This is a genomic window from Micrococcus sp. KRD026 (assembly GCF_017168445.1).
In the GTDB taxonomy this organism is placed as follows: domain Bacteria; phylum Actinomycetota; class Actinomycetes; order Actinomycetales; family Micrococcaceae; genus Micrococcus; species Micrococcus luteus.
The window spans coordinates 46,762-69,655 of the sequence record NZ_JABFBA010000019.1 but is presented as its reverse complement, the minus strand read 5'-3'; the positions used below and the strand labels follow the sequence as shown (position 1 = coordinate 69,655).

Here is a 22,894-nt window from a genome sequence, read left to right as displayed (position 1 = left end):
CCCGCGCGTCCACTAGATTCACGCCCATGGCCTTCGACCTGCATCGCGCCCTGTCCCTCGGCCGCCGGACGGCACGCCTGATCGGCGCCCTCCGCGACGACGCCCGGCCGCGTCGAGCCGCCTCTGAGGCCGGTCGACGGGCCGGCGAACGGAGCGGCCCGTCGCCCTTCCCGGGCCCGCCCGGGCCTCCCGGGCCCGCGTGGGACCCCACGGAGCCCACCGACTCGTGGCCGATGCCCGGGCCCGGGCAGGAGCGCCGGCCCCGGCGACAGGACACCGACCGCCACGTGTCCCTGCCGGACTTCACCGGGACCGTCCGCGTCGAATACGCGCCCGCGCCCGGGCCGACGGCCGGGCCGGGCGAGGTCGTGTGGACCTGGGTGCCGTACGAGGAGATGGACGGCCGGGGCAAGGACCGCCCCGTGCTCCTGATCGGCCGGGACGGGGCGCTCCTGCTCGGGCTCATGCTGACCAGCCGGGACCGGAACAACGCGCTGACCCGCGACGAGGACTACGTGGACGTGGGCGCAGGCGCCTGGGACCGGTCCGGCCGCGCCTCGGAGGTGAAGCTGGACCGGGTGGTCCGCGTGGATCCGGCCGCGGTGCGCCGGGAGGGCGGCGTCCTGGACCGGGCGGCCTTCGACCGGGTCACGGCCGCGCTGGCCCGCGCCCGGAGGCGGGTGCGCTGAGTCGGCCGCGCGGATCGCGGGGTCTGGGTGGTAGGATCGTCCGCATTGTGTCCGCCGGTCGACGGGCACCCCCGGAACGGGTCATCATCGGTGTTCCCCACGCCGCTCAGTCCACGGATCCGGGCACCCTCCACGACCCCCTGTTCATGCGGCGCCCGGACCCTCGTCCGCGCCGCCGACGACGAAGGACCCGATTTGGCTAACATCAAGTCCCAGAAGAAGCGCATCCTCACCAACGAGAAGGCGCGCCAGCGCAACGTCGCGGTGAAGTCCGAGCTGAAGACCGCCATCCGCGCCGTGGACAAGGCCGTCGCCGCCGGCGAGGCCGAGGCCGCCGCCGCCGCCCTGCGCACCGCCTCCCGCAAGCTGGACAAGGCCGCCTCGAAGGGCGTCATCCACAAGAACCAGGCCGCGAACCGCAAGTCCGGCATCGCCGCCCGCGTGAAGGCCCTCCTCGGCTAATCCACGCCCCCGGCTGTGACCGCGGCCCCCGCCCCGAGCGATCGGTGCGGGGGCCGTTTCGTGTCCGGGCTGCCCCCGTGGGGTGCCGTCCGGCGGCGCCGTCAGCGGCTGACGGCGGTGGCCACGCGGATGACCGCGCGCTCGACGGCGAACTCCGGGTTGCGGGAGGCGCCCTTGGCCTCGGCGTCGGCCTGGGCGATCCACTCCACGGCCTGCGCGATGCCGGCCGCCGTCCAGTGCCGCGCCGCCTGCTGGATGTAGCGCACCTGGAACGGGGCCACCCCGAGCAGGGACGGCAGCTCGGCGGCGGGCCGGCGGGCGTCGATCATCCGCGCCACCTGCCGCGCCTTGAGCGCGAGCGCCGCGGTGATCATCACCGGGTGGACGCCGGTGGCCATCGCGTGCCGCACGAGGGACACGGCCCTCGCCGCCTGCCCCTCGAGCGCCGCATCGGCCACCGCGAAGCTCGTGGCCTCCACGCGGCCGCTGTAGTAGGTGTCCACGGTCTCGACGGTGACGACGCCCTCGGTGTCGTCGACGAGCTGGGCGCACGCGGCCGCGAGCTCCGTGAGCGAGGCGCCGGTGGCGCGGATGAGCGCGCGGGCCGCCTCCTCGTCGATGCGCCGACGCCGGTCGCGGAACTCGGCCTGCACGAAGGCCAGCCGCTCCTCGTCCTTCTTCAGCGGCACGCACTCGACCACCGTGCCGGCCTGGGCGACGGCGTCCAGCAGCTTCTTGCCGCGGTTGCCGCCGGTGTGGCGCAGCACGAGCGTGACGTCGTCCGCGCCGGGGCCCTGCTGGACGAGGCGCAGGGCGTCCTCGAGGAACGCGTCGTTCATGGCCTCGAGGCCCTCGACCGTGATGAGGGTGGGCTCGGCGAAGAGGGACGGGCTGGCCGCGGTGGCCAGCTGGCCGGGCTGGTACTCCCCCGCGCGGAGCCGGTGGATCTCCAGCTGGCCGTGGCGCTCGCGCAGAGCCTGGGTCACGCGGTCCGTCACCCAGCGGGCGGCATGGTCCTCGGGTCCCTTGAGGAGCATGAGCGGGGCGGGCTCGGCTCGCCGCCAGGCCAGCGGGTCGGTGCGGCCGGCTCGGCCGGAACGGGGGCTGCGGGCGGCGGACATGCGTCCCATCCTAGGGTCCGGTGCGGACGCTCGAGGGCGGGCGGACGGTGTGAGCCGTGATCTCGGGCGCGCCGTCGGGGTCGGGGCCGTCCGCGGCCGTGAGGGCCAGCGTGCCGTGCAGGTCGGTGCGGGCCACCGGCCCGAGGCGGCCGAGCGCGTCCACCGTGGCCCGGTGGGGGTGTCCGTACGGGTTGTCGGCGCCCACGGAGACCATGTGCAGGCGGGCGCCGACCGCGCGCGGCACGGCCGTCCCACCGTTGCGGGCCCCGTGGTGGGCGACCTTGAGCACGTCCACGCGCGGCGGAGCGGCGGCATCGGACCGGTGCCCCGCGACCCATGCCGCGGAGGCGTCCTCCTCCATGTCGCCGGTGATCAGCGTCGTGACCGGACCGGCCTCGCTCTCGACGGTGACCAGCACCTGGGCGGAGGCGTCGTTCTCCTCGGGGGCCCGCGCGTCGGCGAGCAGCACGTGCCACCGCACCGGCCCGGCCGTGCCCGTCGCGCCGGTGCGGAGCCGTGCCGCGTCGGCGGGCCGGTCGACGCCGTCCGCCTCGCCGCCGCGCCCTCCCCTGCCCTGCGCCGGCGCGTCCCGGGTCGCGTAGTGCACCGCCCCGCGGGAGGCGCGGTCGACCACGCCGGGCAGTCCCCCGGTGTGGTCGGCGTGCAGGTGAGTGAGCAGCACGGCGTCCACCCGGTCGACGTCGAGGTCGTCGAGGCAGCGACGAGCGAGCCCAGGCTCGGGCCCGACATCGACGACGACCCCCGCGCGCGGGCCGGACCGGAACACGGCCATGTCTCCCTGGCCGACGTCGCAGAACGCCACCGCCCAGTCCGGCGGGGCCGCGCCCGAGGCCCGCGGCACGAGGACCGCCCCGACCGCACCCGTGGTGGCCGCGGCCAGCGCGGCGGCGAGCACGACCAGGGCGGGGAGGCGCTCGCGGGTCCGCGGCGCGCTGCGGCCGACACGCCGCACCGGGGCGGCCCGGCGTCGTTCGAGCAGGAGCACGGCGGCGAATCCGAGGAGCGTCGCGGCCACCAGCAGGACGCCCAGCCCGGCGCCGAGGGCTCCGGCCGGCCACGGACGCAGCGCCCCGGGCAGGGAGGCGCTGGTGTGGGCGACCCACCCGATCCAGGCCGCGGGCCACTGGATCACGGCGACGAGGGCGGCGGCGATCCCCGGCGCGGGCAGGGCGAGGGCCGCGGCGAGGGTGCCCAGGACGGTCACGGGCGGCACGGCCGGGGCGGCCAGCAGATTGGCCGGCACCGCGTAGGCCGACACCTCACCGGTCATGGCCAGGATGATCGGCTGGCAGGCCAGGTGGGCGGCCACGGTCACCGCGAGCGACGCCGAGAGCCACCGCGCCACGACGTCGGGCAGCACCCGGCCGAGCCCGGCGTGCAGCGCACGGTCGAGGGGCGCGCCGCCCAGGACGATGCCCGCGGTCGCCGCCAGGGAGAGGTGGAAGGCCGGTTCCACGGCGAGGGCCGGCACCGCGACGAGCAGGGCCGTGCCGCCCACCGTCAGGAGTCCGAACGCCTGCCGCGCGCGGCCGAAGAACACCGCGAGGGCGCCGAGAGCGCCCATCACGGCCGCCCGGAGGACCGACGGCTCCGGCCCCACGACGACCACGAACACCCCGAGGACCGCCAGCCCGGCGCTGAGGACCACCGCCCGGTGCACCCGCGCGCTGCGCAGGGTGATCGCGACCGCGCCGAGGATCATGGCCACGTTGGCCCCGGACACGGCAGACAGGTGCGACAGGCCCGAGGCCTTCATGGCGTCGTCGAGGGCGGCCCCCTGGGCGGAGCGGTCGCCCAGCACCAGCCCCGGGATGAGCTCCGGCGCCGTGCCGACCGTGCCCTCCGCGGACTGACGGAACGCGGCGCGCAGCGCCTCCCGCCGCGGCGGGCCCGGGCCGCCGTCGGTGGCCCCGCCTGCCGGCTCCGCCCCGCCGGGGCAGGGTCCCGGCTGCGGGGCGGCCGCGGCGGCCAGGAACACGGTGGAGCCGGACCTCGACGGCCGGGCCACCACGCACACCCGCGATCCCGGCCCGCCGCCGGGGGCCGCCGTCCCGTCCAACGGCGCGGCGATCGTCGCGGGCGGTGCGCCCCCGCCCGTGAGTCGGGCCGTCACGGCCGCCTCGGGGGCCCGCGGCGGATGACCGAACGTCTCGACCCGCACGGGCACGCTCCAGCGTGGGCCGAAGGTCGCCTCGCTCCGGGTGGCGGGCCCGTCCAGGGTCAGCTCGAGCCGCAGCGGTGAGCCGGCGTGCACCGCGCCGGTCCAGCCGCTGGCGCTGGCCGCGGCGGCGGGCCCGGCCGAGTGCTGCAGCATCAGGGCCGCGGCCACGCCGGCCAGCGTCGTCGCGGTGGCCACGCCCCGTATCCGACCGGTCGAGCGGGCGGCGCCCAGGACAGTGGTCGCGGCGACGGCCAGCCCGGTGAGGGCCGCCGCCGAGCGGGCCGGGGCGTCCCAGGCGACGCCGAGGATCCCGAGGGTCAGGCAGACGAGCAGGGCGGGCACCCACCGGGCCTCGAGCGGGCCGGGCACCTCGCGGTGGCGGGCGCGGCGGTCCACGGGATCGCTGGGCGGGCCCGGGGCCGGGCTCACCACGAGACGTGGTCACGCAGCCGGTCGAGCGTGGCCGGGCCGATGCCGGGCACCGCGTCCAGGTCCTGCAGGCCGGTGAACGGGCCGACCGTCTCGCGGTGGGCGATGATCTTCTCCGCCGTGGCGGGGCCGACGCCGGGCAGGGTCTGCAGCTCCGTGGCGTCGGCGGTGTTCAGGTCCACGGTGTCGCCGGACTCGGCGCCGCCCGGCTCGCCTCCGCCACCGGCCCTGCCCGTGGTCGGCGTGGGCTGCGCCTGCGCGGCCCCGGCCACCCGGTCCAGGGCGTCCTGCGGTGTGCGGGCGGAGGGGACGAGGACCTGTTGGCCGTCGTCCAACGGGGCCGCGAGGTTGATGCGCTCCGCCCGGGCGTGCCGGGTCGGGCCGCCGGCGGCGCCCACGGCGTCGGCCACCCGGGAGCCCGGCGCGAGGCTGACCACTCCCGGCCGGGCGACCTCGCCCACCACGTGCACCCGCAGCGGGCCGGACCCGGCGGGGCCGGACGCCTCCCCCGACGGCCCCGCCTCGGACGTCCGCGCGTCGGTGCCCGCCGCCGACGGGGCGGTGGAGGGCGCGTCGGTCTGCGGGATGCCTGCACCGGCCGCGGCCGCCGGGATGGCCGCGGGCGGCGCCGGGGTGGTCAGCCAGGCCACCGCCCACCAGGCCGTGGCGGCGACGAGCAGCACGGTGACGGCCAGCAGGGCCGGCCGCCACCGCAGCACCGGGCCCCGAGGTGGGGTGCGCTCCCACCGGGACGCGGCGTGCGGGCCGGCTGTGTCGACGTCGGGGGCGGCCGCGGGCGCGGGGTCCGGGGCGAAGGCGGGCGGATCGTCGCAGAGGCGGTGGCTGGGGCTCATGCGGGCAGTCTGCGGCCCCGTCGCCGAGTCGGGCGCGTCCCGCACCCGACCTGGGGATGACCTCCGCGGTCCAGGGTGGTGTGCAGGAACGGACGCGCCCGTCTCCTCGGCGCTCCCGCACGGGCGGCCTCAGTCCCCCGAGCCCCCCGTGGGCGATTCCAGCGGGCAGATCACCACACCCAGGGCGCCCAGGCCCAGGTGCGCGGCGAGCACGGCGGGCAGCTCGACGACGGGCACGGGGGTGGTGGAGACCGGCTGGAGCCGCTCCGCGAGCTGCACGGCCGTCTCGGGGTCGCCGTACTCGTGCACGGCGATCCGCACCGGGTCCCCGCCGGCCCGCTCGGTCGCGAGCTCCACGAGCCGGTCGACGGCCCGGGCCGCGGACCGCGGGCGGTCGACCAGGCCGATCGCGCCGTCGTCGACGGCCATGACGGGGCGCACCTGCAGCAGCGTGCCCAGCAGCGAGGCCAGCCCGCTGATCCGCCCGCCCCGGCGCAGCTGCTCGAGGCTGGGCACCGTGAACAGCACGTGGCTGGAGTCCACGGTGGCCTCGAGCCGCTCGCGGATGCGGGCCACGGGCATGCCCACCCCCGCGTCCACGGCGGCGTCCACCACGGCCATGCCCAGCGCGAAGCCCACGGTGCGCGAGTCCACCACGGTCACCGGGCGCTCGGCCTCCGCGGCGGCCAGGCGCGCGGCCTCCACGGTGCCGGAGAGCTCGCCGGACAGGTGGACGGAGAGGATGCGTGCGTAGCCGGCGCGGGCCAGCTCGGCGTAGGCCGTCCGGAACGCGCCCGGCGAGGGCCGTGAGGTGCGCACCGGGGTGCCGGCGGCCAGGGCCAGCGGCAGCTCCAGCGCGAGCTCGTCCGTGCCCTCCGTGTGGATCTGCTCGCCCACCATGACGGGCAGCGCCACCTGGCGGATCCCCGCGGCCAGACCGTGTCCGAGGACGGCGCCGGGCAGGGCCGCGGCCGAGTCCGTGACGACGGCCGTGCGGTCCCGGCGGGGCGGGCGCAGCCCGTAGCGTGCCCGCCCGGCCAGCTGGGAGCGGCGGGAGCGCAGGCGGACGAGCGCATCGTCGCGCCACTGCTCGATGCTCGCCACGGCCTGCCTCCTCTCCCCCGGCCCGGTCGGGGACGGTCTCACGCGGTCAGCGGATCACCAGGTTCACGAGCTTGGGCTCGCGCACGATCACCTTGACGATCTCGGCGTCCCCGATGAAGTTCCGCACCTTCTGCGACGCGCGGGCGCGCGCCTCGAGATCCTCGGCGGTGATGTCCGCGGGCACCTCGAGGGTGTCGCGGACCTTGCCCTTGACCTGGACGACCGCCGTGACGGTGTCCTCGACCAGCAGCGCCTCGTCCACCGCGGGCCAGCCGGCGCGGACCACGGAGGGCTCGTGGCCGAGCAGCACCCACATGTCCTCGGCCGTGTACGGCGCCACGAGCGAGAGCAGCACGGCCACGGCCTCGGCGGCCTCGCGGACGGCGGGGTCGGCCGCGCCGGCGCCGGCGTCGATCTCCTTGCGGGCCGCGTTGACCAGCTCCATCGTCTTGGCGACGACCACGTTGAACTTGCCGTCGTCCAGCAGCTGCTGGGCCTCGTGCACGGTCCGGTGGGTCACCCGGCGCAGGGTCACGGCCCCGCCCGCCGGGTCCGTGCCGGCCGGGGCGCCCGTCGCGCGGACGTCGCGGGCCAGGCGCCACGCGCGGGCCAGGAACTTGCCGGCGGCGCCCGGGGCGACGTCGGCCCAGTCCACGTCGTCCTCGGGCGGCGAGGCGAACACCATGGTCAGGCGCACGGCGTCGACGCCGAACTCGTCCAGCTGGTCGCCCAGGTCCACGCCGTTGCCCAGCGACTTGGACATGGCCTTGCCGCCGTTGAGCACCTGGCCCTGGTTGAGCAGGGCGCGGAACGGCTCGGTGAAGGGCACCAGGCCGAGGTCGTGCAGGGCCTTGGTGAAGAAGCGGGCGTACAGCAGGTGCAGGATCGCGTGCTCCACGCCGCCCACGTACTGGTCCACGGGCAGCCAGCGGCGCAGGGCGTCGGGGTCGAAAACGCGGGCGTCGTCGTTCGGGGACGCGTAGCGGAGCATGTACCAGGACGAGTCCACGAACGTGTCCATGGTGTCGGTGTCCCGTCGCGCGGGGCCGCCGCACTGCGGGCAGTCCACCTCGACCCACGACGTCGCCGCGGCCAGGGGCGACTGGCCCTTGGGGGCGAGCTGCTCGCCCTTGAGGTCGGTCGGCAGGGTGACCGGCAGCTGGTCCTCCGGCACGAGCACCTCGCCGCAGTCCGGGCAGTGGACCACGGGGATCGGGGTGCCCCAGAAGCGCTGACGGGAGAGCAGCCAGTCGCGCAGGCGGTACGTGGTGGTGCCCCGGCCGGTGCCGCGCTCCTGCACGATCTCGATGGCCCGCGCGATGGCGGCGGTCTTGTCCAGGCCGTCGAGCTCCCCGGAGTTCACCAGGATGCCCTCGCCGGTCGTCGCGACGCCGGAGACCGCCGGGTCCTCCTCGCCGGTGTCCAGCACGGTGCGCACGGGCAGGCCCATGGCGCGGGCGAAGTCGAGGTCGCGCTGGTCGTGGGCCGGCACGGCCATGATGGCGCCCGTGCCGTAGTCGGCCAGCACGTAGTCCGAGGCCCAGATCGGCAGACGCTCACCGGTCAGCGGGTTCACCGCGTGGCGGCCCAGGAACACGCCGCTCTTGGGACGGTCCGTGGCCTGGCGGTCGATGTCCGAGACCTTCTTCAGGTCCTCGCGGTACGCCTCGAGTTCGGCCCGCACGTCGTCGCCGGCGAGCTCGGCGGCCAGCGGGGCGTCGGCGGCGACCACCATGAAGGTCGCGCCGTGCAGCGTGTCCGGCCGGGTGGTGAAGACCGTGACGACGGGGCCGTCCTCGACCTGGAAGTCGACGTGGGCGCCCTCGGAGCGGCCGATCCAGTTGCGCTGCATGGCGAGCACGCGCTCGGGCCAGTGGCCGGTGAGCTGGTCCATGTCGTCCAGCAGCGCGTCCGCGTACTCGGTGATGCGGAAGTACCACTGGTTCAGGGTCCGCTTGGTGACCTCGGTGCCGCAGCGCTCGCAGCGGCCGTCCACGACCTGCTCGTTGGCGAGCACCGTCTGGTCCTGGGGGCACCAGTTGACCGGGGAGTCCTTCCGGTACGCCAGGCCCCTGCGGTACAGCTGCTGGAACAGCCACTGGGTCCACCGGTAGTACTCGGGGTCCGAGGTGTGCAGCTCACGGGACCAGTCCACGGCGATGCCGTACCGCTGGAAGGAGCGCTTCTGCGTCTCGATGTTCGCGTAGGTCCACTCGGCCGGGTGGGCGTCGCGCTTGATGGCGGCGTTCTCGGCCGGCAGGCCGAAGGAGTCCCAGCCGATGGGATGCAGCACGTCGAAGCCGCGCTGCATCCAGTGGCGCGCGACGACGTCGCCCATCGCGAACGCCTCGGCGTGCCCCATGTGCAGGTCGCCCGACGGGTACGGGAACATGTCGACCACGGTGCGGGTCTCGGAGCCGTCCTCGCGCGGGGCGAACGTCCCGGCCTGCTCCCAGTACCCGGCCCAGCGGGCCTCCACGTCACGGAACGAGTACTCCGCGTCGGCGGGGATGCTGGGGGTGGCCGGCACGGCGCTGTCGGGGGTCTGGCTCACGGCGGTTCGAGTCCTCACGCAGTCGGGATGGGGCGCCGGCCCTCGGGCGGCGCGGACGGGGCCGGCGGCACGGCCGGCCACCCCATCCTACGGCGACGGCGCCCCGGCTCGGCCACAGGGCCGCTCCGAGACGCCGTGCCCGGCCGGGCAGGCGCGTTCAGGCGGAGTGGCTGCCGCCTGCCGGACGCTCGGGCCCGGCGTCGGGACCGGGATGCACCTCGTCGGGGGTGACCGCGTCGTCCTCCTCCAGCACCTGGGCGACCTCGTCCTCGAGGGCCTCCGTCACCGCGCCTGGGGCCGCCACGGAGTCCCCGACCGCCTCCTGCAGCTGCACGGCGTGCTGGGCCGTGAAGGTCTTCTCCGGATGCTCACGCAGGCGGAGCAGCGCGAGCAGGCGCAGACGCAGCCCCGACTCGGCGGAGATCTGCCGGCGGTGGGTGAGCCACCAGACGAGGAGCACGAGCGCGAGCACGATCCCCAGGTGGCCCAGCGCCGGGTAGACGACGTTCATCAGGTCGCCGAAGCCGACGAAGCTCACCGCGAAGGCCAGCAGCGTGACGCCGGCGAACACGGGGCGGTAGCGGCCCGGATGGTCGGCCGTGAGGCGGCGTCCCAGCGCGTAGAACATGCCGATCGCGGTGTTGTAGATCATCAGGTAGATCACCACGACCATCGCCCAGCCCAGCCAGGGCGCGATCGAGGCGAACAGCCGCAGCATGGGGACGTCGGCGCGGCCGATCTCGGCGTAGCCGAGGTAGAGCAGCGTGGAGGCCATCAGGAGCAGGACGGTGTACATCAGGCCGCCGGTGAGGCCGCCGAGGAACGCCTCACGGGGGTGGGTGATGGACCCGCCGATCACGAGGCACATGGACACGGCCATCACGACGACGAGGCCGAAGTAGTTGACCGAGGACAGCCACCACGGGTCCACCGGCGTGGTGGCCTGGACGGCGAGGGACTCGTGGGCGGTGAAGCCGCCGTCGCGGGTGACCAGGACGTGGACGAACCCGGCCACGACCGCGACGACCACCAGGGGCGTGATCAGGGAGATGATCGCGGAGACCTTCTCCACGTCCAGCATGCCCGTCACGAGCACGAGCAGGGTCATCAGGGTGGAGCCCGCCCACGTCGGCCAGCCGAACTGCTGGGCGAGCGTCGAGCCCGCCCCGGCGAGCATGACGACGCCGATCGCGAAGAGCGTCACCGTGACCACGACGTCCAGGATGCGGGCCATCACGGGGTGTGAGACGCTCCGGAAGACGACCTTGTGGTCGGCCGCGAGGAACACGCTGCCCAGCTGGAGGATGACGGCGCCGCCGGCGGTGACGAGCAGGCCGGCCAGTCCCGCGCCCACGATGCCGATCCAGCCGAAGCCGACGAAGTACTGGATGACTTCGGCGCCGGTGGCGAAGCCGGCGCCGACGAGCAGACCGACGAAGGCGAGGGCGATCTTCAGGGATCTGAGGGCGACGGGGTGCTGCACGCATGGGCCTTTCGTGGGAGACGGGGTGCGCCCGTCCGGGCCCCGGGACCGAGGACGGGCTGGAGTACGGTAGGCACGCGTGCGCCATCGTGGCCAGGACCAGACGTCGCCGGGTTCCGGGCAGCGTGGCCTCAGGCCCACCCCAGGGCCGCCCTCCCGCCGGTACGCCCGCGGCCGTGATCAGGCCGAGCACCTCGGCGGACCCCGTCCCCGCGCCCAGGTCCATCTGCAGCGTGCGGGAGGCGTGGGTGACGTCGGTGAGGTTCCAGGCCGGCCTGGCTAGGGTGGGGACGTGCCTGTCCGGGCCCGCCCGTCCGCCTGCGCGATCTGCTGCGCCCGCCCGCGGCGCCCGCCGATCCCCGCGTGCTCACGGGCCACCCGGCCCGGACGCCCCGCCGGCGTACCCTGGCGGTCCCGGACCCCGTCCGCAGGACCCCGTCGTCCGTGGCCGTGTGGGAGTATGCCCCCGTTCCGGTGGCCGCGCCGGGATCGCCCGGCGCACTCGAGGGGGACGCGGCCGCTGCCCCGCTCGTGTTCGTGCACGGCTTCCGCGGGGACCACCACGGCCTCGCCCTGCTGGCCGACGCGCTCCCGGAGCATCCGATCCACTCGATCGAGCTGCCCGGCTTCGGGGCCTCGGAGCCCTTCCCCCGCGCCGAGCACACCGTGGCCCATCACGCGGACGCGGTGGCCGCCGCCGTCGTCGCCCTGGGGCTGCCGGCCGCCCCCGTGCTGGTCGCACACTCCTACGGGACGACGGTGGCGGCCGAGCTGGTCGCCCGGGAGCCGTCCCGGTGGGGACGGCTGGTCCTGCTCAACCCCATCGCCGAACCCGCGCTGCAGGCGTCGGCGTCCGCGACGAGTCGGGTGCTGGCGGCCGTCGCCGAGGGGTACTACGAGGTCGCCGCCCGCCTGCCCGAGCGCTCGGCGCGGCTGCTGCTGGGCGCGCCGCCGGTCGTGTGGGCGACCACGCTCGCCATGACCCGCACCAGGGACAGGGATGTCCTTGCGTACACCCATGACCAGCACCGGCGTCACTTCTCGGGCTTCGCCTCCGCGCGCATGCTCTCCGAGGCGTACCGCGCCTCGAGCACGGGCTCCGTGGCCGACGTCGCCGCCCGCCTCACCCTGCCGGTGCTGCTGGTCGCGGGGCGGGAGGATCCGCTGGGCTCGGTGCCGGCACAGGAGGCGCTCGCCGCGGCGATCGACGCCGCGGGCGGCACAGCGGAGCTGCACGTCCTCGACGGCGTCGGGCATCTGCTGCACTACGAGCGGCCGGCCGCCTGCGCGGCGCTGATCCGCGACTGGTTCCGCCGCGCCGGCCGCTGACGTCGTCGTCGCCCCGGCGTCGCCGCGCTCCGGCCCCTCGGGCTGGGGGTCGGTCCGGCCGCCCCCTCAGAGCACCCCGGCCGGGTCGAGCCGCACCCGCACCGGGGCGGTCTCGCGCCGGGCGCTCGCCGCGGACCGGGCGGCGCGCAGGGCGCCGACGGTGGCCTCGGCCGCCGCGTACGGGAAGATCAGCAGGGCGCGGGAGCGGGTCTCGTCGGCGGGGTCCGGCACCGGCCCGATCCAGGGCAGCCGCGCCGGGCCGCCGTCGAGCGGGGCCGAGTGCGGATCCTCGTGGACGTCCTCGTCCGGCCGTTCCCGGCGGGCGGCCTCCACGAGCTCGAGGTACTCCGCGACGGCGGCGGCCTCCCCCGTGACCTCTGCGAGGCGGCCGGCGGGAGGCAGGTGCAGCTCGCGCCGCTCGGCGACCTGGCGCGCGGCGAAGCCGTCGGGGTCCCGTCGGACGAGCGCGTTCACCGCCTCCCCCGCGTCCGCGGTGACCACCACGACGCCCCCGTCGGAGGCGGGGCGGACCAGGCAGGCGGCCGCGAGCCAGCGGGCGAGCACGCGGCCCGGCACGTCGAGGCCCTCGCGCTGGAGCTGGCTGTCCCCGTCGAGCAGCAGGGCGGCCGCGTAGCCGTCGGGCGTCACCGGCTCGGCCCCCACGGTCGCCACCACCAGGGAGGGCCCGGGCGGCACCGAGCCGAGCATGTGCTGCGCCGAGGAGGCGTGCACGGGCACGCGCGGGAACGCCCGGCCCAGCTCCTCGGCCGTGCGGTCCACGCCGCGGGCCCCGGCCCGCAGCGTCGTGCCGCCGCACTCGGTGCACCGGAAGCCGCGCTCCCGGGTGCCGCACCACCGGCACGCCACCTCCCCGTGCCGGGCGGCCCGCGCGTCGCGGAAGCCCAGCGGCCCCGCGCAGACGCGGCAGCGGGCGGGCGTGCGACAGCGCTCGCACACGAGGGCGGGGATGAAGCCGGCCCGGGCCACCTGCACGAGCACCGGGCCGGGCCGTGGCCCGAGCAGCGCGGCGCGGGCGGCGGCCCAGGCGGCCTGCGGCAACCGCGCCCGCTGCGCGAACGGGTCGCGCGCCGTCTCCCAGGCGTCGGCGGTGGAGACGACCCGCGGCCCGAGCTCCCGCTGGGTCGCGCGGGAGGGGCCCAGGTGCAGCAGCCAGCCCGACTCGACGAGCCGTTGCACCGGGACGGACCGGGAGGGCCCGGCGAAGAGCAGCGCCGCGCCGGTCGCGCGGGCCCGCTCCAGCACGACCTCTCGGGCGTGGAAGTAGGGCGCGCGGGGTTCTGCCCACGCGTCGTCGCCGTCGTCCCAGAGCACCACCAGCCGCAGGTCGCGCACGGGCGACCACACGGCGGCCCGGGTGCCGGCCACGATGCGCCGGGTGCCGCGCAGCGCGGCCAGGTGGGCGCGGTACCGGGGCGTGTTGCCGTCCTCGGAGCCGATCCGCGCGTAGGCGTCCTCCCCCACGTGCTCGTCGAGGGCGGCGCAGAGCCGGTCGAGGTCGCGGTGGTCGGGCACCAGCAGTAGGACGCCGCCGTCCGAGGCGGCCACCGTGCGCGCCAGGGCGGCCAGCGCGCCCGCCTCGTCCCATTCGAACAGGCGCGAGGGCACGACGGCGGCCGCCCGCGCGGCGTCCCCGGCCAGCACGGCGGACACGAACGCGGTGCCCCCCTCAAGGGACTCCCACACCGTGGGCACGAGGCCCTCCTCCGCCGCGGGAGGCTCCGGGCGCTCGGCGTCCGTGCCGGTCAGCGTCACAGGGTGGTCCGCGGCGGTTTCCGCGTCCTCCGCCAGGGCGGCCTTCTCGACCTGCGCGACGCGCGGGGGCACCGCGGCCCGCAGCACGTCCGTGACGACGCCGGCCTGGCGGCGGGCCACCGCGCGCGCGGTCGCCAGGACCTCCTCCGTCAGCGGCGGGATGACGGTGAGCACGCCGGTGAGCTCGGTGAGCTGGGCGCCGGTGGCCGGCTCCTGCTCCCGCGAGACGAGCCAGCCCGTCATGGCCCGTCCGCCGAAGCGGACGGACACGCGGGAGCCGGGGACCGCCCGGTCGTCCAGGGCCACGGGCACGAGATAGTCGAACTCGCGGTCCAGGTGCGGCACGGGCGAGTCCAGCAGGACGCGTGCGATCGGCCGCTCCGGCCACCCCTCGGCCCGCTCCGGCAGTCGGGGCGCGTCCTCCGGCTCCGGGAGGGCGAACAGCGCGTCTGTGATGCCCGCCTCCGGGTCAGAGGCCGGCGGCAGCGCGCAGCTGCTCGACGCGGTCCGTGCGCTCCCACGTGAAGTCGGCGTCGTCCCGGCCGAAGTGGCCGTTCGCGGCGGTCCGTCGGTAGATGGGCCGCAGGAGGTTCAGCTCCTTCACGATGGCGGCCGGACGCAGGTCGAACACCGCGTTCACGGCCTCGATGATCTTCTCCTCCGGCACCGTGGCCGTCCCGAAGGTGTCCACGTACAGGCCCACGGGCCGGGCCGAACCGATCGCGTAGGCCACCTGGAACTCGGCGCGCGAGGCGAGGCCGGCGGCCACCACGTTCTTCGCGACCCAGCGGAGCATGTAGGCGGCGGAGCGGTCCACCTTGGACGGGTCCTTGCCGGAGAAGGCGCCGCCGCCGTGCCGGGCCATGCCGCCGTAGGTGTCCACGATGATCTTGCGACCGGTGAGGCCGGCGTCGCCCACGGGGCCGCCGATGACGAACTTGCCGCCCGGGTTGATGATGATCCGCATGCCGGAGGTGTCGAGGCCGGAGCGCTCGATGACGGGCCGGATCACGTGCTCCTCCACGTCCGCCCGCAGCTGCTCCTGCGTGACCCACTCGTGGTGCTGCGTGGAGACCACCACGGCCTCGACCGTGGTGGGCACGTGGCCGGGCGCGTAGCCGATGGTGACCTGCGTCTTGCCGTCCGGCAGCAGGTACGGCATGGGCGTGTTCTCCGCCCGGCGCACCGCGGTGAGCCGCTCGGAGAGCCGGTGCGCGAGGTAGATGGGCATGGGCATGTACGCCGGGGTCTCGTCCGTGGCGTAGCCGAACATGATGCCCTGGTCCCCCGCGCCCTGCTCGTCCACCTCGTCCGCCGAGCCGTACTCGCGGGCCTCGAGGGACCGGGAGACGCCGGCGAAGATGTCCGAGGACTGCTGGCCGATGGAGATGTTCACGCCGCACTGGGCGCCGTCGAAGCCGTTGGCCGAGGAGTCGTAGCCGATGTCCAGGATGGTCTCGCGCACGATCCTGGGGATCTCCACGTACGCTGAGGTGTTCACCTCGCCGGCCACCTGCACCAGGCCGGTGGTGGTCAGGGTCTCCACGGCCACCTTCGCCGACGGGTCGGCGGCGAGGATCGCGTCCAGGATGGCGTCGGAGATCTGGTCGCAGATCTTGTCGGGGTGGCCCGCCGTGACGGACTCGGAGGTGAAGAGGCGGAGCTCTCCGCCGCCCACCCCCGAATACGGGTCGGCGTGGCGGGCGGGGCTCAGCGAGGCGGCATCGGTCATGCCGCACAGTCTAGGTCAGCGGCCCGACGCGCCGACGGGGTCGCGACCGGCGAGGTCATCCACGATCGCCTGCACGACGGCGGCCGCGGCCTCGTCCTTGGAGCCTGCGGCCTCCACGGCGGGGCGGCCGTCGGCGAACAGGATGGTCACGGCGGTCTCGTCCCGGCCGAACACCTTGTCCGTGCCGACCTCGTTGACCACGAGCATCTCGCAGCCCTTGCGCGCCAGTTTGGCCCGGCCGTACTCGAGCACGGAGGACGTCGCGTCGCCGGTCTCCGCGGCGAAGCCGACGATGAGCGGGGCCATGGGCCCGCCCTCGGAGCGGGTGCGCACGGCCGTGGCGAGCACGTCCGGGGTGCGCTCGAGCACGATGACGGGCGCGCCGCCGTCGTCGCCCTTCTTCATCTTGGCGTCCGAGACCTCGGCCGGCCGGAAGTCCGCGACGGCCGCCGCCATCACGAGGACGTCGGCGTCGGCGGCCTCCGCCTGCACGGCGTCCAACAGGTCCTGCGTGGACTCCACGGGCACGACGCGCTCGACGCCCTCGGGCGTCGGGACGGACATGGACCCGGCGACGAACCGCACGGTGGCGCCGGCGTCGAGGGCGGCGCGCGCCAGGGCGGCCCCCTGCTTGCCGGAGGAGCGGTTCCCCAGGTAGCGGACCGGGTCCAGGGCCTCGCGGGTGCCCCCGGCCGTGATCACCACGGTGCGACCGGCCAGCGGGCCGGGCGTCGGCTCGGCGTCGGACCCGGAGGCCCGGGGACGGCGCGGGGCGCCCGCGGCGGCGGCGGCCTGCGCACGCTCCCAGATCTCGGCGGGCTCGGGCAGACGTCCGGCGCCGGAGTCGGCCCCGGTGAGGCGGCCCACGGCGGGATCCACGACCGTGACGCCGCGCTCGCGCAGGAGGGCGACGTTGGCCACCGTGGCGGGGTGGTGCCACATCTCGGTGTGCATGGCGGGGGCCAGGACGACGGGGCACGTGGCGGTGAGCAGCACGTTGCCCAGCAGGTCGGGCGCCATCCCCGCGGCGGTGCGCGCGAGCAGGTCGGCCGTGGCCGGCGCGACCACCACGAGGTCCGCACGCCGGCCGAGCCGGACGTGGTTCACCTCGTCGACCGCCTCGAACGTGTCCGTGCGGACCGGGCGACCGGAGAGGGCCTCCCACGTCGCCGCGCCCACGAACTCGAGGGCGTTGGCGGTGGGCACCACGGTCACGCCGTGGCCGGCCTCGGTCATCAAGCGCAGCAGCAGCGCCGCCTTGTAGGCCGCGATGCCGCCGCCGACCCCGAGGACGATCTCCATGACGGGCTCAGGCCTCCGTGGCGTCCTCGGAGGTGCCCTCCTCGGCGCGCACCGTCTCGGCGGCCTCCTCGATGGCGGCGGGATCGCCCATCGGCTGGTGGGCGTCGGACGACTCGAGGGTGGCGAACGGGTCGTCCTCGCCCGGCAGGGAGAAGTCGCCGAAGTCCTCGGCGGCCAGGTCGGCCTCCGGGGTGGCCTCGACGGCCTCGTGGGACTCGAGCAGGTCGGCCTCGATCTCGCGCAGGGCGATGGACAGCGGCTTCTCGTTCAGCTGGGTGTCCACGAGCGGGCCGACGTACTCGAACAGCCCCTCGTGCAGCTGCGAGTAGTAGGCGTTGATCTGCCGGGCCCGCTTGGCGGCGAAGAGCACCAGGGCGTACTTCGAGTCGACCCGCTCCAGCAGGGAGTCGATGGGCGGGTTGACGATGCCTTCGTACTGTTCGGTCACGGGGTCTCCAAAGTCTTCATCTCACTGTCACGTCGGCGCCGGGTGCGGCGTCGGTGCGGCCGGTCCTCAGGCCTCGGTCGGACGGCGCTCGGGGTCCAGCCCCATGAGTCTCACCAGTTCCTCGGCGGCCCGCTCCACGCGGTCGTTCACGACGACGGCGTCGAACTCGGGTTCCGCTGCGAGTTCCAGTCTAGCCGTTTCGAGCCGACGCCGCTGTTCCTCCGGGCTCTCGGTGCCGCGGCCGAGCAGCCGGGACACGAGTTCCTCCCAGCTCGGCGGCGCCAGGAACACGAAGGTGGCCTCCGGCAGCGCACGGCGGACCTGGCGCGCGCCCTGCAGGTCGATCTCCAGCAGGACGTGGCGCCCCTGCGCCACGGCCTCCATCACACGGTCGCGCCGCGTGCCGTAGCGGTGGACGCCGTGGACGACGGCCCATTCCAGCATCTCGTCCGCCTCGACGAGGGAGTCGAACTCCTCCGGCGTCGTGAAGTAGTAGTGCACCCCGTCCTCCTCGCCCGGGCGCGCCGGGCGGGTGGTGGCGGAGACGGACAGCCAGGCCTCGGGGTAGTGCTCGCGGACATAGGCCGACACGGTGCCCTTGCCGACGGCGGTGGGGCCGGCCAGGACGGTGACGCCCGGGCCCGGAGGGCGTTCCTGGACGGCGGTGCGGGCCACCGGGACGGCGGGGGCGGGTCCGGGGTCGAACGTGTCGGTCACGCATCCTCCTGGTGGGACGGGCCTCGCAGACCCGTCACCCGGGCCGGCGCCGACCCGCCGGGATGTGGGGGTCACCGGCCAATATAGGCGATCAGCGCCTCGCGCTGACGACGGCCCAGGCCGCCCAGCCGACGCCGCGGCGAGATGCCGCACCCCGCCATCGCCTCCCGGGCCCGGACCTCGCCCACGCCCGGCAGGGCCAGCAGCAGGTCCACGGTCCGCAGACGGGCGACGGCGTCGTCGGCGTCCGCGCGCGCGAAAATGTCGGCCAGGCCGACCTCACCGGCGGCGAAGGCCGCCTTGAGCTCCGCCCGCGCCTGGCGGGCCTGGAGGGCCTTCCTCCGGGCCTCCGCCCTCTCCTGCACACTGAGCTGCCGCAACGCCATGGGTCTGACCTCGATGCCTCTCGTTCCCCACCGGCCCCGTCGTGACCCTTCCATGGTCAAGGACGACGAGCACAGCCGATCGAAAGGGAAGATACCATCCCGTCCACACGGCACGGGCGCGCCGGGAGGACGCGGGCGTCACCGCAGGGCGGCGCGATTCTCCTCGATCGTGTCCACCAGCGAGGCCACCGACGGGCCCGCGCTCAGGATGCCGCGGGACGAGGTCGCCAAGACCTGCGGCCAGGCCGTCCCGAAGTCGGCCCGCATGCCCCGGGCCGTGGCGCCCTGGGCACCGAACCCGGGCGCCAGCAGGGGCCCGCCGAGGGCCGGCAGGTCCAGGCCGAGGCGGTCCGCCTCGGCGGCCACCGTGGCGCCCAAGACGAGTCCCACCGGCCCCCACGCGTCGTCGCCGCGCAGGGCCGCGTTCTCGGCGGCCGCCGCCGCGGCGATGCGCCGGGCGACCGATCCCTCGGCCGACCCCTCGCCCACGTGCTGGACCTCGCGGCCCTCCGGATTGGAGGTCAGCGCGAGGACGAACACGCCGCGGCCGGCCTCGTGGGCGGCGCGGATGGTCGGCACGAGGGTGCCGAAACCCAGGTACGGGCTGAGCGTCACCGCATCCGCGGCCAGGGGCGAGGCATCGGCGATCCACGCGGCGGCGTAGCCGTCCATGGTGGAGCCGATGTCACCGCGCTTGGCGTCCGCGATCGTGAGCACCCCGGCGTCCCGGGCGGCCGCGAGCAGCCGCTCCAGGGCCGCCAGGCCGGCCGATCCGTGGCGCTCGTACAGCGCCACCTGGGGCTTGATCGCCGCCACGCGGGGCCCCTCGGGACCCACCGCCGCCTCGAGGGCGGTCAGGGAGAACGCCTCGAGGCCCGCCGGGGTGTCGCTCAGGCCCCACTGCCGCAGCAGGCCCGGATGGGGGTCCACGCCGAGGCACAGCGGACCGGCCGTCTCCATGGCCTGGGCCAGCCGCCGCCCGAAGGGGGCGCGGGGCCCCGCGCCGCCCGTCGCCGTCGTGGTCACGCCGCGGCCTCCGGACCGGCGACAGCCTGCTGCAGGCGCGCGTCGTGCTCCTGCAGTGAGGTGACGGACCACTCGTAGGACCGCATGGCCTCGATGGCCTGCAGGCACGCCCCGAACTCGGCCGTGGTCGTGATCACCGGCACGCCGAGCGACGTCGCGGCCGCGCGGATCTCGTAGCCGTCCGTGCGGGCGTCGCCGCCGGAGGGCGTGTTCAGCACGAGATCGACGGTGCCGGCGTGCAGCTGCTCCAGCACGGTGCCCGCGCCGTCCTCGTGCCCGGCGTCGGCGATCTTCGCCACGACCTCCGCGGGGATGCCGTTGCGCCGCAGCACCTCGGCGGTGCCGCCGGTGGAGACCACCTGGAAGCCGAGGTCGACGAGGCGCTTGGCCTGGCCCACGAGGGTGCGCTTGTCCCGGTTCGCGACCGACACGAACACGCGCCCCGAGGTGGGCAGCGGGCCGCCGGCGGCGGACTGGGACTTGGCGAACGCGGTGTCGAAGTGCTTGTCGATGCCCATGACCTCGCCCGTCGAGCGCATCTCCGGGCCCAGCAGCGAGTCGACCACGCGGCCCTCCGCGGTGCGGAAGCGGGTGAACGGCAGCACCGCCTCCTTGACCGCCACGGGCGCGCCGATCGGCAGGGTGCCGCCGTCGTACGCCGTGGGCAGCATGCCGGCCGCGCGCAGGTCGGCGATGCTCTCGCCGACGCCGATCCGCGCGGCCGCCTTGGCCAGCTGGACGCCCGTGGCCTTCGAGACGAACGGCACGGTCCGCGAGGCGCGCGGGTTCGCCTCGATCACGTACAGCACGTCCGAGGCGAGCGCGAACTGGATGTTGATCAGGCCGCGCACGCCGACGCCGGCCGCGATCCGCTCGGTGGCGCGGTGCACGCGCTCGAGCACGTCCGGGCCCAGGGTGACGGGGGGCAGCACGCACGCGGAGTCGCCCGAGTGGATGCCCGCCTCCTCGATGTGCTCCATGACGCCGCCGAGGTACAGCTCGGTGCCGTCGTAGAGGGCGTCGACGTCGATCTCGATCGCGTCCTCGAGGAAGCGGTCCACGAGCATCGGCTGGTCGGGGGTGATCTCCGTCGCGTGCGCCACGTAGTGGGCCAGCGCCTCCTCGGAGTACACGATCTCCATGCCGCGGCCGCCGAGCACGTAGGAGGGGCGCACGAGCACGGGGTAGCCGATCTCGTCCGCCACGCGCTTGGCGTCGTCGAAGGAGACGGCCGTGCCGTTCTTCGGCGCCACCAGGCCCGCGCGCTCGAGCACGAGCGCGAACTCACCGCGGTGCTCGGCCAGGTCGATGGCCGCGGGCGAGGTGCCCAGGATCGGCACGCCGGCGTCGGCGAGCTGCTGGGCCAGCTTGAGCGGGGTCTGGCCGCCGAGCTGCACGAAGACGCCGCGCACGCCGCCGGAGGCCTCCTCTGCCGCGATGACCTCCAGGACGTCCTCGAGCGTGAGCGGCTCGAAGTAGAGGCGATCGGAGATGTCGTAGTCCGTGGATACCGTCTCCGGGTTGCAGTTGACCATCACGGTCTCGTAGCCGGCCTCGCGCAGCGCCATGGTGGCGTGCACGCACGAGTAGTCGAACTCGATGCCCTGGCCGATCCGGTTCGGGCCCGAGCCGAGGATGATCACCGACTCGCCCTCGTGCGGGGCGACCTCGGTCTCGAGGTCGTAGCTGGAGTACCGGTACGGGGTGAAGGCCTCGAACTCGGCGGCACAGGTGTCCACGGTCTTGTAGACGGGGCGCACGCCCAGGGCGTGACGCACGCCGCGCACGACCGCGGCGTCCATGTGCCGCAGCGAGCCGATCTGGGCGTCGGAGAACCCGTGCCGCTTGGCGCGGCGCAGCAGGGCCTCGTCGAGGACCTCGGCGTCGCGGATCTCGTCCGCGACCTCGTTGATGAGCACGAACTGGTCCAGGAACCACGGGTCGATCGCGGTGGCCTCGAAGGCCTCCTCGATCGTGGCGCCGGCGTAGAGCGCCTGCTGGGTCTGGGAGAGCCGGTCGGTGGTGGCCGTGCTCGCCGCCGCGAGCAGGGCCTGCGGGTCGGCGTCCTGCGGGAACGCGAGCTCCGAGCCCTTCTGCTCGAGCGAGCGCAGGGCCTTCTGCAGGGCCTCCGTGAAGTTGCGGCCGATGGCCATGGCCTCGCCGACCGACTTCATGGTGGTGGTCAGCGTGGGATCCGCCGCCGGGAACTTCTCGAACGCGAAGCGCGGGACCTTCACGACCACGTAGTCCAGGACCGGCTCGAAGGACGCCGGGGTCTTCTGGGTGATGTCGTTGGGGATCTCGTCCATCGTGTAGCCCAGGGCCAGCTTGGTGGCGATCTTGGCGATCGCGAAGCCGGTGGCCTTCGAGGCCAGCGCCGAGGAGCGGGAGACGCGCGGGTTCATCTCGATGACGACGACGCGCCCGTCCACGGGGTTCACCGCGAACTGGATGTTGCAGCCGCCGGTGTCCACGCCGACCTCGCGGATGACGTTGATCGAGATGTCCCGCAGCTTCTGGTACTCGCGGTCCGTCAGCGTCATGGCCGGGGCCACGGTGATGGAGTCGCCGGTGTGCACGCCCACGGGGTCCACGTTCTCGATGGAGCAGACGACGACGACGTTGTCGTTCTTGTCCCGCATCATCTCCAGCTCGTACTCCTTCCAGCCGAGGATGGACTCCTCGAGCAGGACCTCGGAGGTCGGGCTGTACTGCAGGCCGGCGCCGCAGATGCGGTACAGGTCGGCCTCGTCGTAGGCCATGCCGGAGCCGAGGCCGCCCATCGTGAACGAGGGGCGCACCACCACGGGGTACTTCAGGTCCTCGACGGCGGCCAGGGCCTCCTCCATCGTGTGCACGATGTGGGACCGGGCGGACTCGCCGCCGGCACGCTCCACGACGCCCTTGAACAGCTCGCGGTTCTCGCCGAGCTCGATGGCCTCGATGTTCGCGCCGATCAGCTCGACGCCGAAGCGCTCGAGCACCCCGTCCTTGTCGAGGGCGATGGCGGTGTTCAGCGCCGTCTGGCCGCCCAGGGTGGGCAGCAGGGCGTCCGGGCGCTCCTTCTCGATGATCTTGGCGACCACGGCCGGGGTGATGGGCTCGACGTAGGTGGCGTCGGCCAGCTCCGGGTCGGTCATGATCGTGGCCGGGTTGGAGTTGACGAGGACGACGCGGACGCCCTCCTCCTTGAGGACGCGGATGGCCTGGGTGCCCGAGTAGTCGAACTCGGCGGCCTGGCCGATCACGATGGGGCCGGAGCCGATGACCAGGACGGACTTCAGGTCGGTGCGCTTGGGCATG

Annotated in this window: 17 protein-coding genes; 3 read left to right on the top strand and 14 right to left on the bottom strand. The window is 75.2% G+C overall.

The annotated features are described in order from the left end of the window. Window positions 1-26 precede the first annotated feature (26 nt). Together J1M40_RS06725 and rpsT are read left to right on the top strand one after the other, a co-directional pair. Window positions 27-689 (top strand): type II toxin-antitoxin system PemK/MazF family toxin, encoded by a 663-nt coding sequence (locus J1M40_RS06725; protein ID WP_036317185.1) that lies wholly within the window; start codon window positions 27-29, stop codon window positions 687-689. A 195-nt stretch (window positions 690-884) separates the two neighbouring features. Continuing rightward, a complete protein-coding gene (gene rpsT / locus J1M40_RS06720; protein ID WP_002854699.1) occupies window positions 885-1,151 on the top strand; it encodes a 30S ribosomal protein S20 in 267 nt (88 codons plus the stop codon). Window positions 1,152-1,252: 101 nt separating this feature from the next. On the opposite strand, the gene holA is transcribed toward rpsT, so the two are convergent. The 6 genes from holA to J1M40_RS06690 form a co-directional block, all read right to left on the bottom strand. Further along, window positions 1,253-2,272, bottom strand: coding sequence for a DNA polymerase III subunit delta (gene holA / locus J1M40_RS06715; RefSeq protein ID WP_036317182.1), 1,020 nt, complete (start codon window positions 2,270-2,272; stop codon window positions 1,253-1,255). A 10-nt stretch (window positions 2,273-2,282) separates the two neighbouring features. After that, entirely contained in the window at window positions 2,283-4,883 is a 2,601-nt protein-coding gene (locus J1M40_RS06710; protein WP_223247540.1) for a ComEC/Rec2 family competence protein, read from the bottom strand. Further along, window positions 4,880-5,737, bottom strand: a complete 858-nt coding sequence (locus J1M40_RS06705) for a ComEA family DNA-binding protein (protein ID WP_036313756.1) — start codon at window positions 5,735-5,737, stop codon at window positions 4,880-4,882. Before J1M40_RS06705 ends, J1M40_RS06710 begins: the two co-directional genes overlap by 4 nt. A gap of 129 nt (window positions 5,738-5,866) precedes the next feature. Next, window positions 5,867-6,841: a DegV family protein gene (locus tag J1M40_RS06700; RefSeq protein ID WP_206450624.1), complete on the bottom strand. Its 975-nt coding sequence runs from the start codon at window positions 6,839-6,841 to the stop codon at window positions 5,867-5,869. Between the two features lie 46 nt (window positions 6,842-6,887). After that, entirely contained in the window at window positions 6,888-9,395 is a 2,508-nt protein-coding gene (leuS, locus tag J1M40_RS06695; RefSeq protein ID WP_036313750.1) for a leucine--tRNA ligase, read from the bottom strand. 157 nt (window positions 9,396-9,552) lie between these two features. Continuing rightward, a complete protein-coding gene (locus tag J1M40_RS06690; RefSeq protein WP_036313747.1) occupies window positions 9,553-10,878 on the bottom strand; it encodes a membrane protein in 1,326 nt (441 codons plus the stop codon). A 444-nt stretch (window positions 10,879-11,322) separates the two neighbouring features. Here J1M40_RS06690 and J1M40_RS06685 point away from each other — a divergent pair, with 444 nt between their 5' ends. After that, a complete protein-coding gene (locus tag J1M40_RS06685) occupies window positions 11,323-12,207 on the top strand; it encodes an alpha/beta hydrolase (RefSeq protein ID WP_342356891.1) in 885 nt (294 codons plus the stop codon). Between the two features lie 66 nt (window positions 12,208-12,273). Here J1M40_RS06685 and J1M40_RS06680 read toward each other — a convergent pair whose 3' ends face one another. From J1M40_RS06680 to carB, 8 genes are all read right to left on the bottom strand, one after another. Beyond that, on the bottom strand, window positions 12,274-14,337 hold the full coding sequence (locus J1M40_RS06680) for a primosomal protein N' (protein ID WP_257997795.1): 2,064 nt from the start codon (window positions 14,335-14,337) through the stop codon (window positions 12,274-12,276). 112 nt (window positions 14,338-14,449) lie between these two features. Further along, a complete protein-coding gene (metK, locus tag J1M40_RS06675; RefSeq protein WP_036313737.1) occupies window positions 14,450-15,712 on the bottom strand; it encodes a methionine adenosyltransferase in 1,263 nt (420 codons plus the stop codon). Between the two features lie 15 nt (window positions 15,713-15,727). Continuing rightward, window positions 15,728-17,014 (bottom strand): bifunctional phosphopantothenoylcysteine decarboxylase/phosphopantothenate--cysteine ligase CoaBC, encoded by a 1,287-nt coding sequence (gene coaBC / locus J1M40_RS06670; RefSeq protein ID WP_036313734.1) that lies wholly within the window; start codon window positions 17,012-17,014, stop codon window positions 15,728-15,730. 7 nt (window positions 17,015-17,021) lie between these two features. After that, window positions 17,022-17,462 carry a DNA-directed RNA polymerase subunit omega gene (gene rpoZ / locus J1M40_RS12985; RefSeq protein WP_036313731.1) on the bottom strand — a complete coding sequence of 147 codons (441 nt, stop codon included), beginning with the start codon at window positions 17,460-17,462 and terminating at the stop codon, window positions 17,022-17,024. Window positions 17,463-17,528: 66 nt separating this feature from the next. After that, window positions 17,529-18,179 carry a guanylate kinase gene (gmk, locus tag J1M40_RS06660; RefSeq protein WP_010078602.1) on the bottom strand — a complete coding sequence of 217 codons (651 nt, stop codon included), beginning with the start codon at window positions 18,177-18,179 and terminating at the stop codon, window positions 17,529-17,531. 71 nt (window positions 18,180-18,250) lie between these two features. Continuing rightward, on the bottom strand, window positions 18,251-18,565 hold the full coding sequence (gene mihF / locus J1M40_RS06655; protein ID WP_010078601.1) for an integration host factor, actinobacterial type: 315 nt from the start codon (window positions 18,563-18,565) through the stop codon (window positions 18,251-18,253). A 138-nt stretch (window positions 18,566-18,703) separates the two neighbouring features. Continuing rightward, a complete protein-coding gene (gene pyrF / locus J1M40_RS06650) occupies window positions 18,704-19,591 on the bottom strand; it encodes an orotidine-5'-phosphate decarboxylase (RefSeq protein WP_036313723.1) in 888 nt (295 codons plus the stop codon). Then, a complete protein-coding gene (gene carB, locus J1M40_RS06645; protein WP_010078599.1) occupies window positions 19,588-22,893 on the bottom strand; it encodes a carbamoyl-phosphate synthase large subunit in 3,306 nt (1,101 codons plus the stop codon). The genes pyrF and carB overlap by 4 nt, the downstream gene beginning before the upstream one ends. Window position 22,894: the final 1 nt, after the last annotated feature.

Coding starts and splice junctions, on each gene's coding strand:
- J1M40_RS06725 (WP_036317185.1), top strand. CDS start 27: ATGGCCTTCGACCTGCATCGCGCCCTGTCCCTCGGCCGCCGGACGGCA.
- holA (WP_036317182.1), bottom strand. CDS start 2,272: ATGTCCGCCGCCCGCAGCCCCCGTTCCGGCCGAGCCGGCCGCACCGAC.
- J1M40_RS06705 (WP_036313756.1), bottom strand. CDS start 5,737: ATGAGCCCCAGCCACCGCCTCTGCGACGATCCGCCCGCCTTCGCCCCG.
- metK (WP_036313737.1), bottom strand. CDS start 15,712: ATGACCGATGCCGCCTCGCTGAGCCCCGCCCGCCACGCCGACCCGTAT.
- coaBC (WP_036313734.1), bottom strand. CDS start 17,014: ATGGAGATCGTCCTCGGGGTCGGCGGCGGCATCGCGGCCTACAAGGCG.
- mihF (WP_010078601.1), bottom strand. CDS start 18,565: ATGGCGTTGCGGCAGCTCAGTGTGCAGGAGAGGGCGGAGGCCCGGAGG.
- carB (WP_010078599.1), bottom strand. CDS start 22,893: ATGCCCAAGCGCACCGACCTGAAGTCCGTCCTGGTCATCGGCTCCGGC.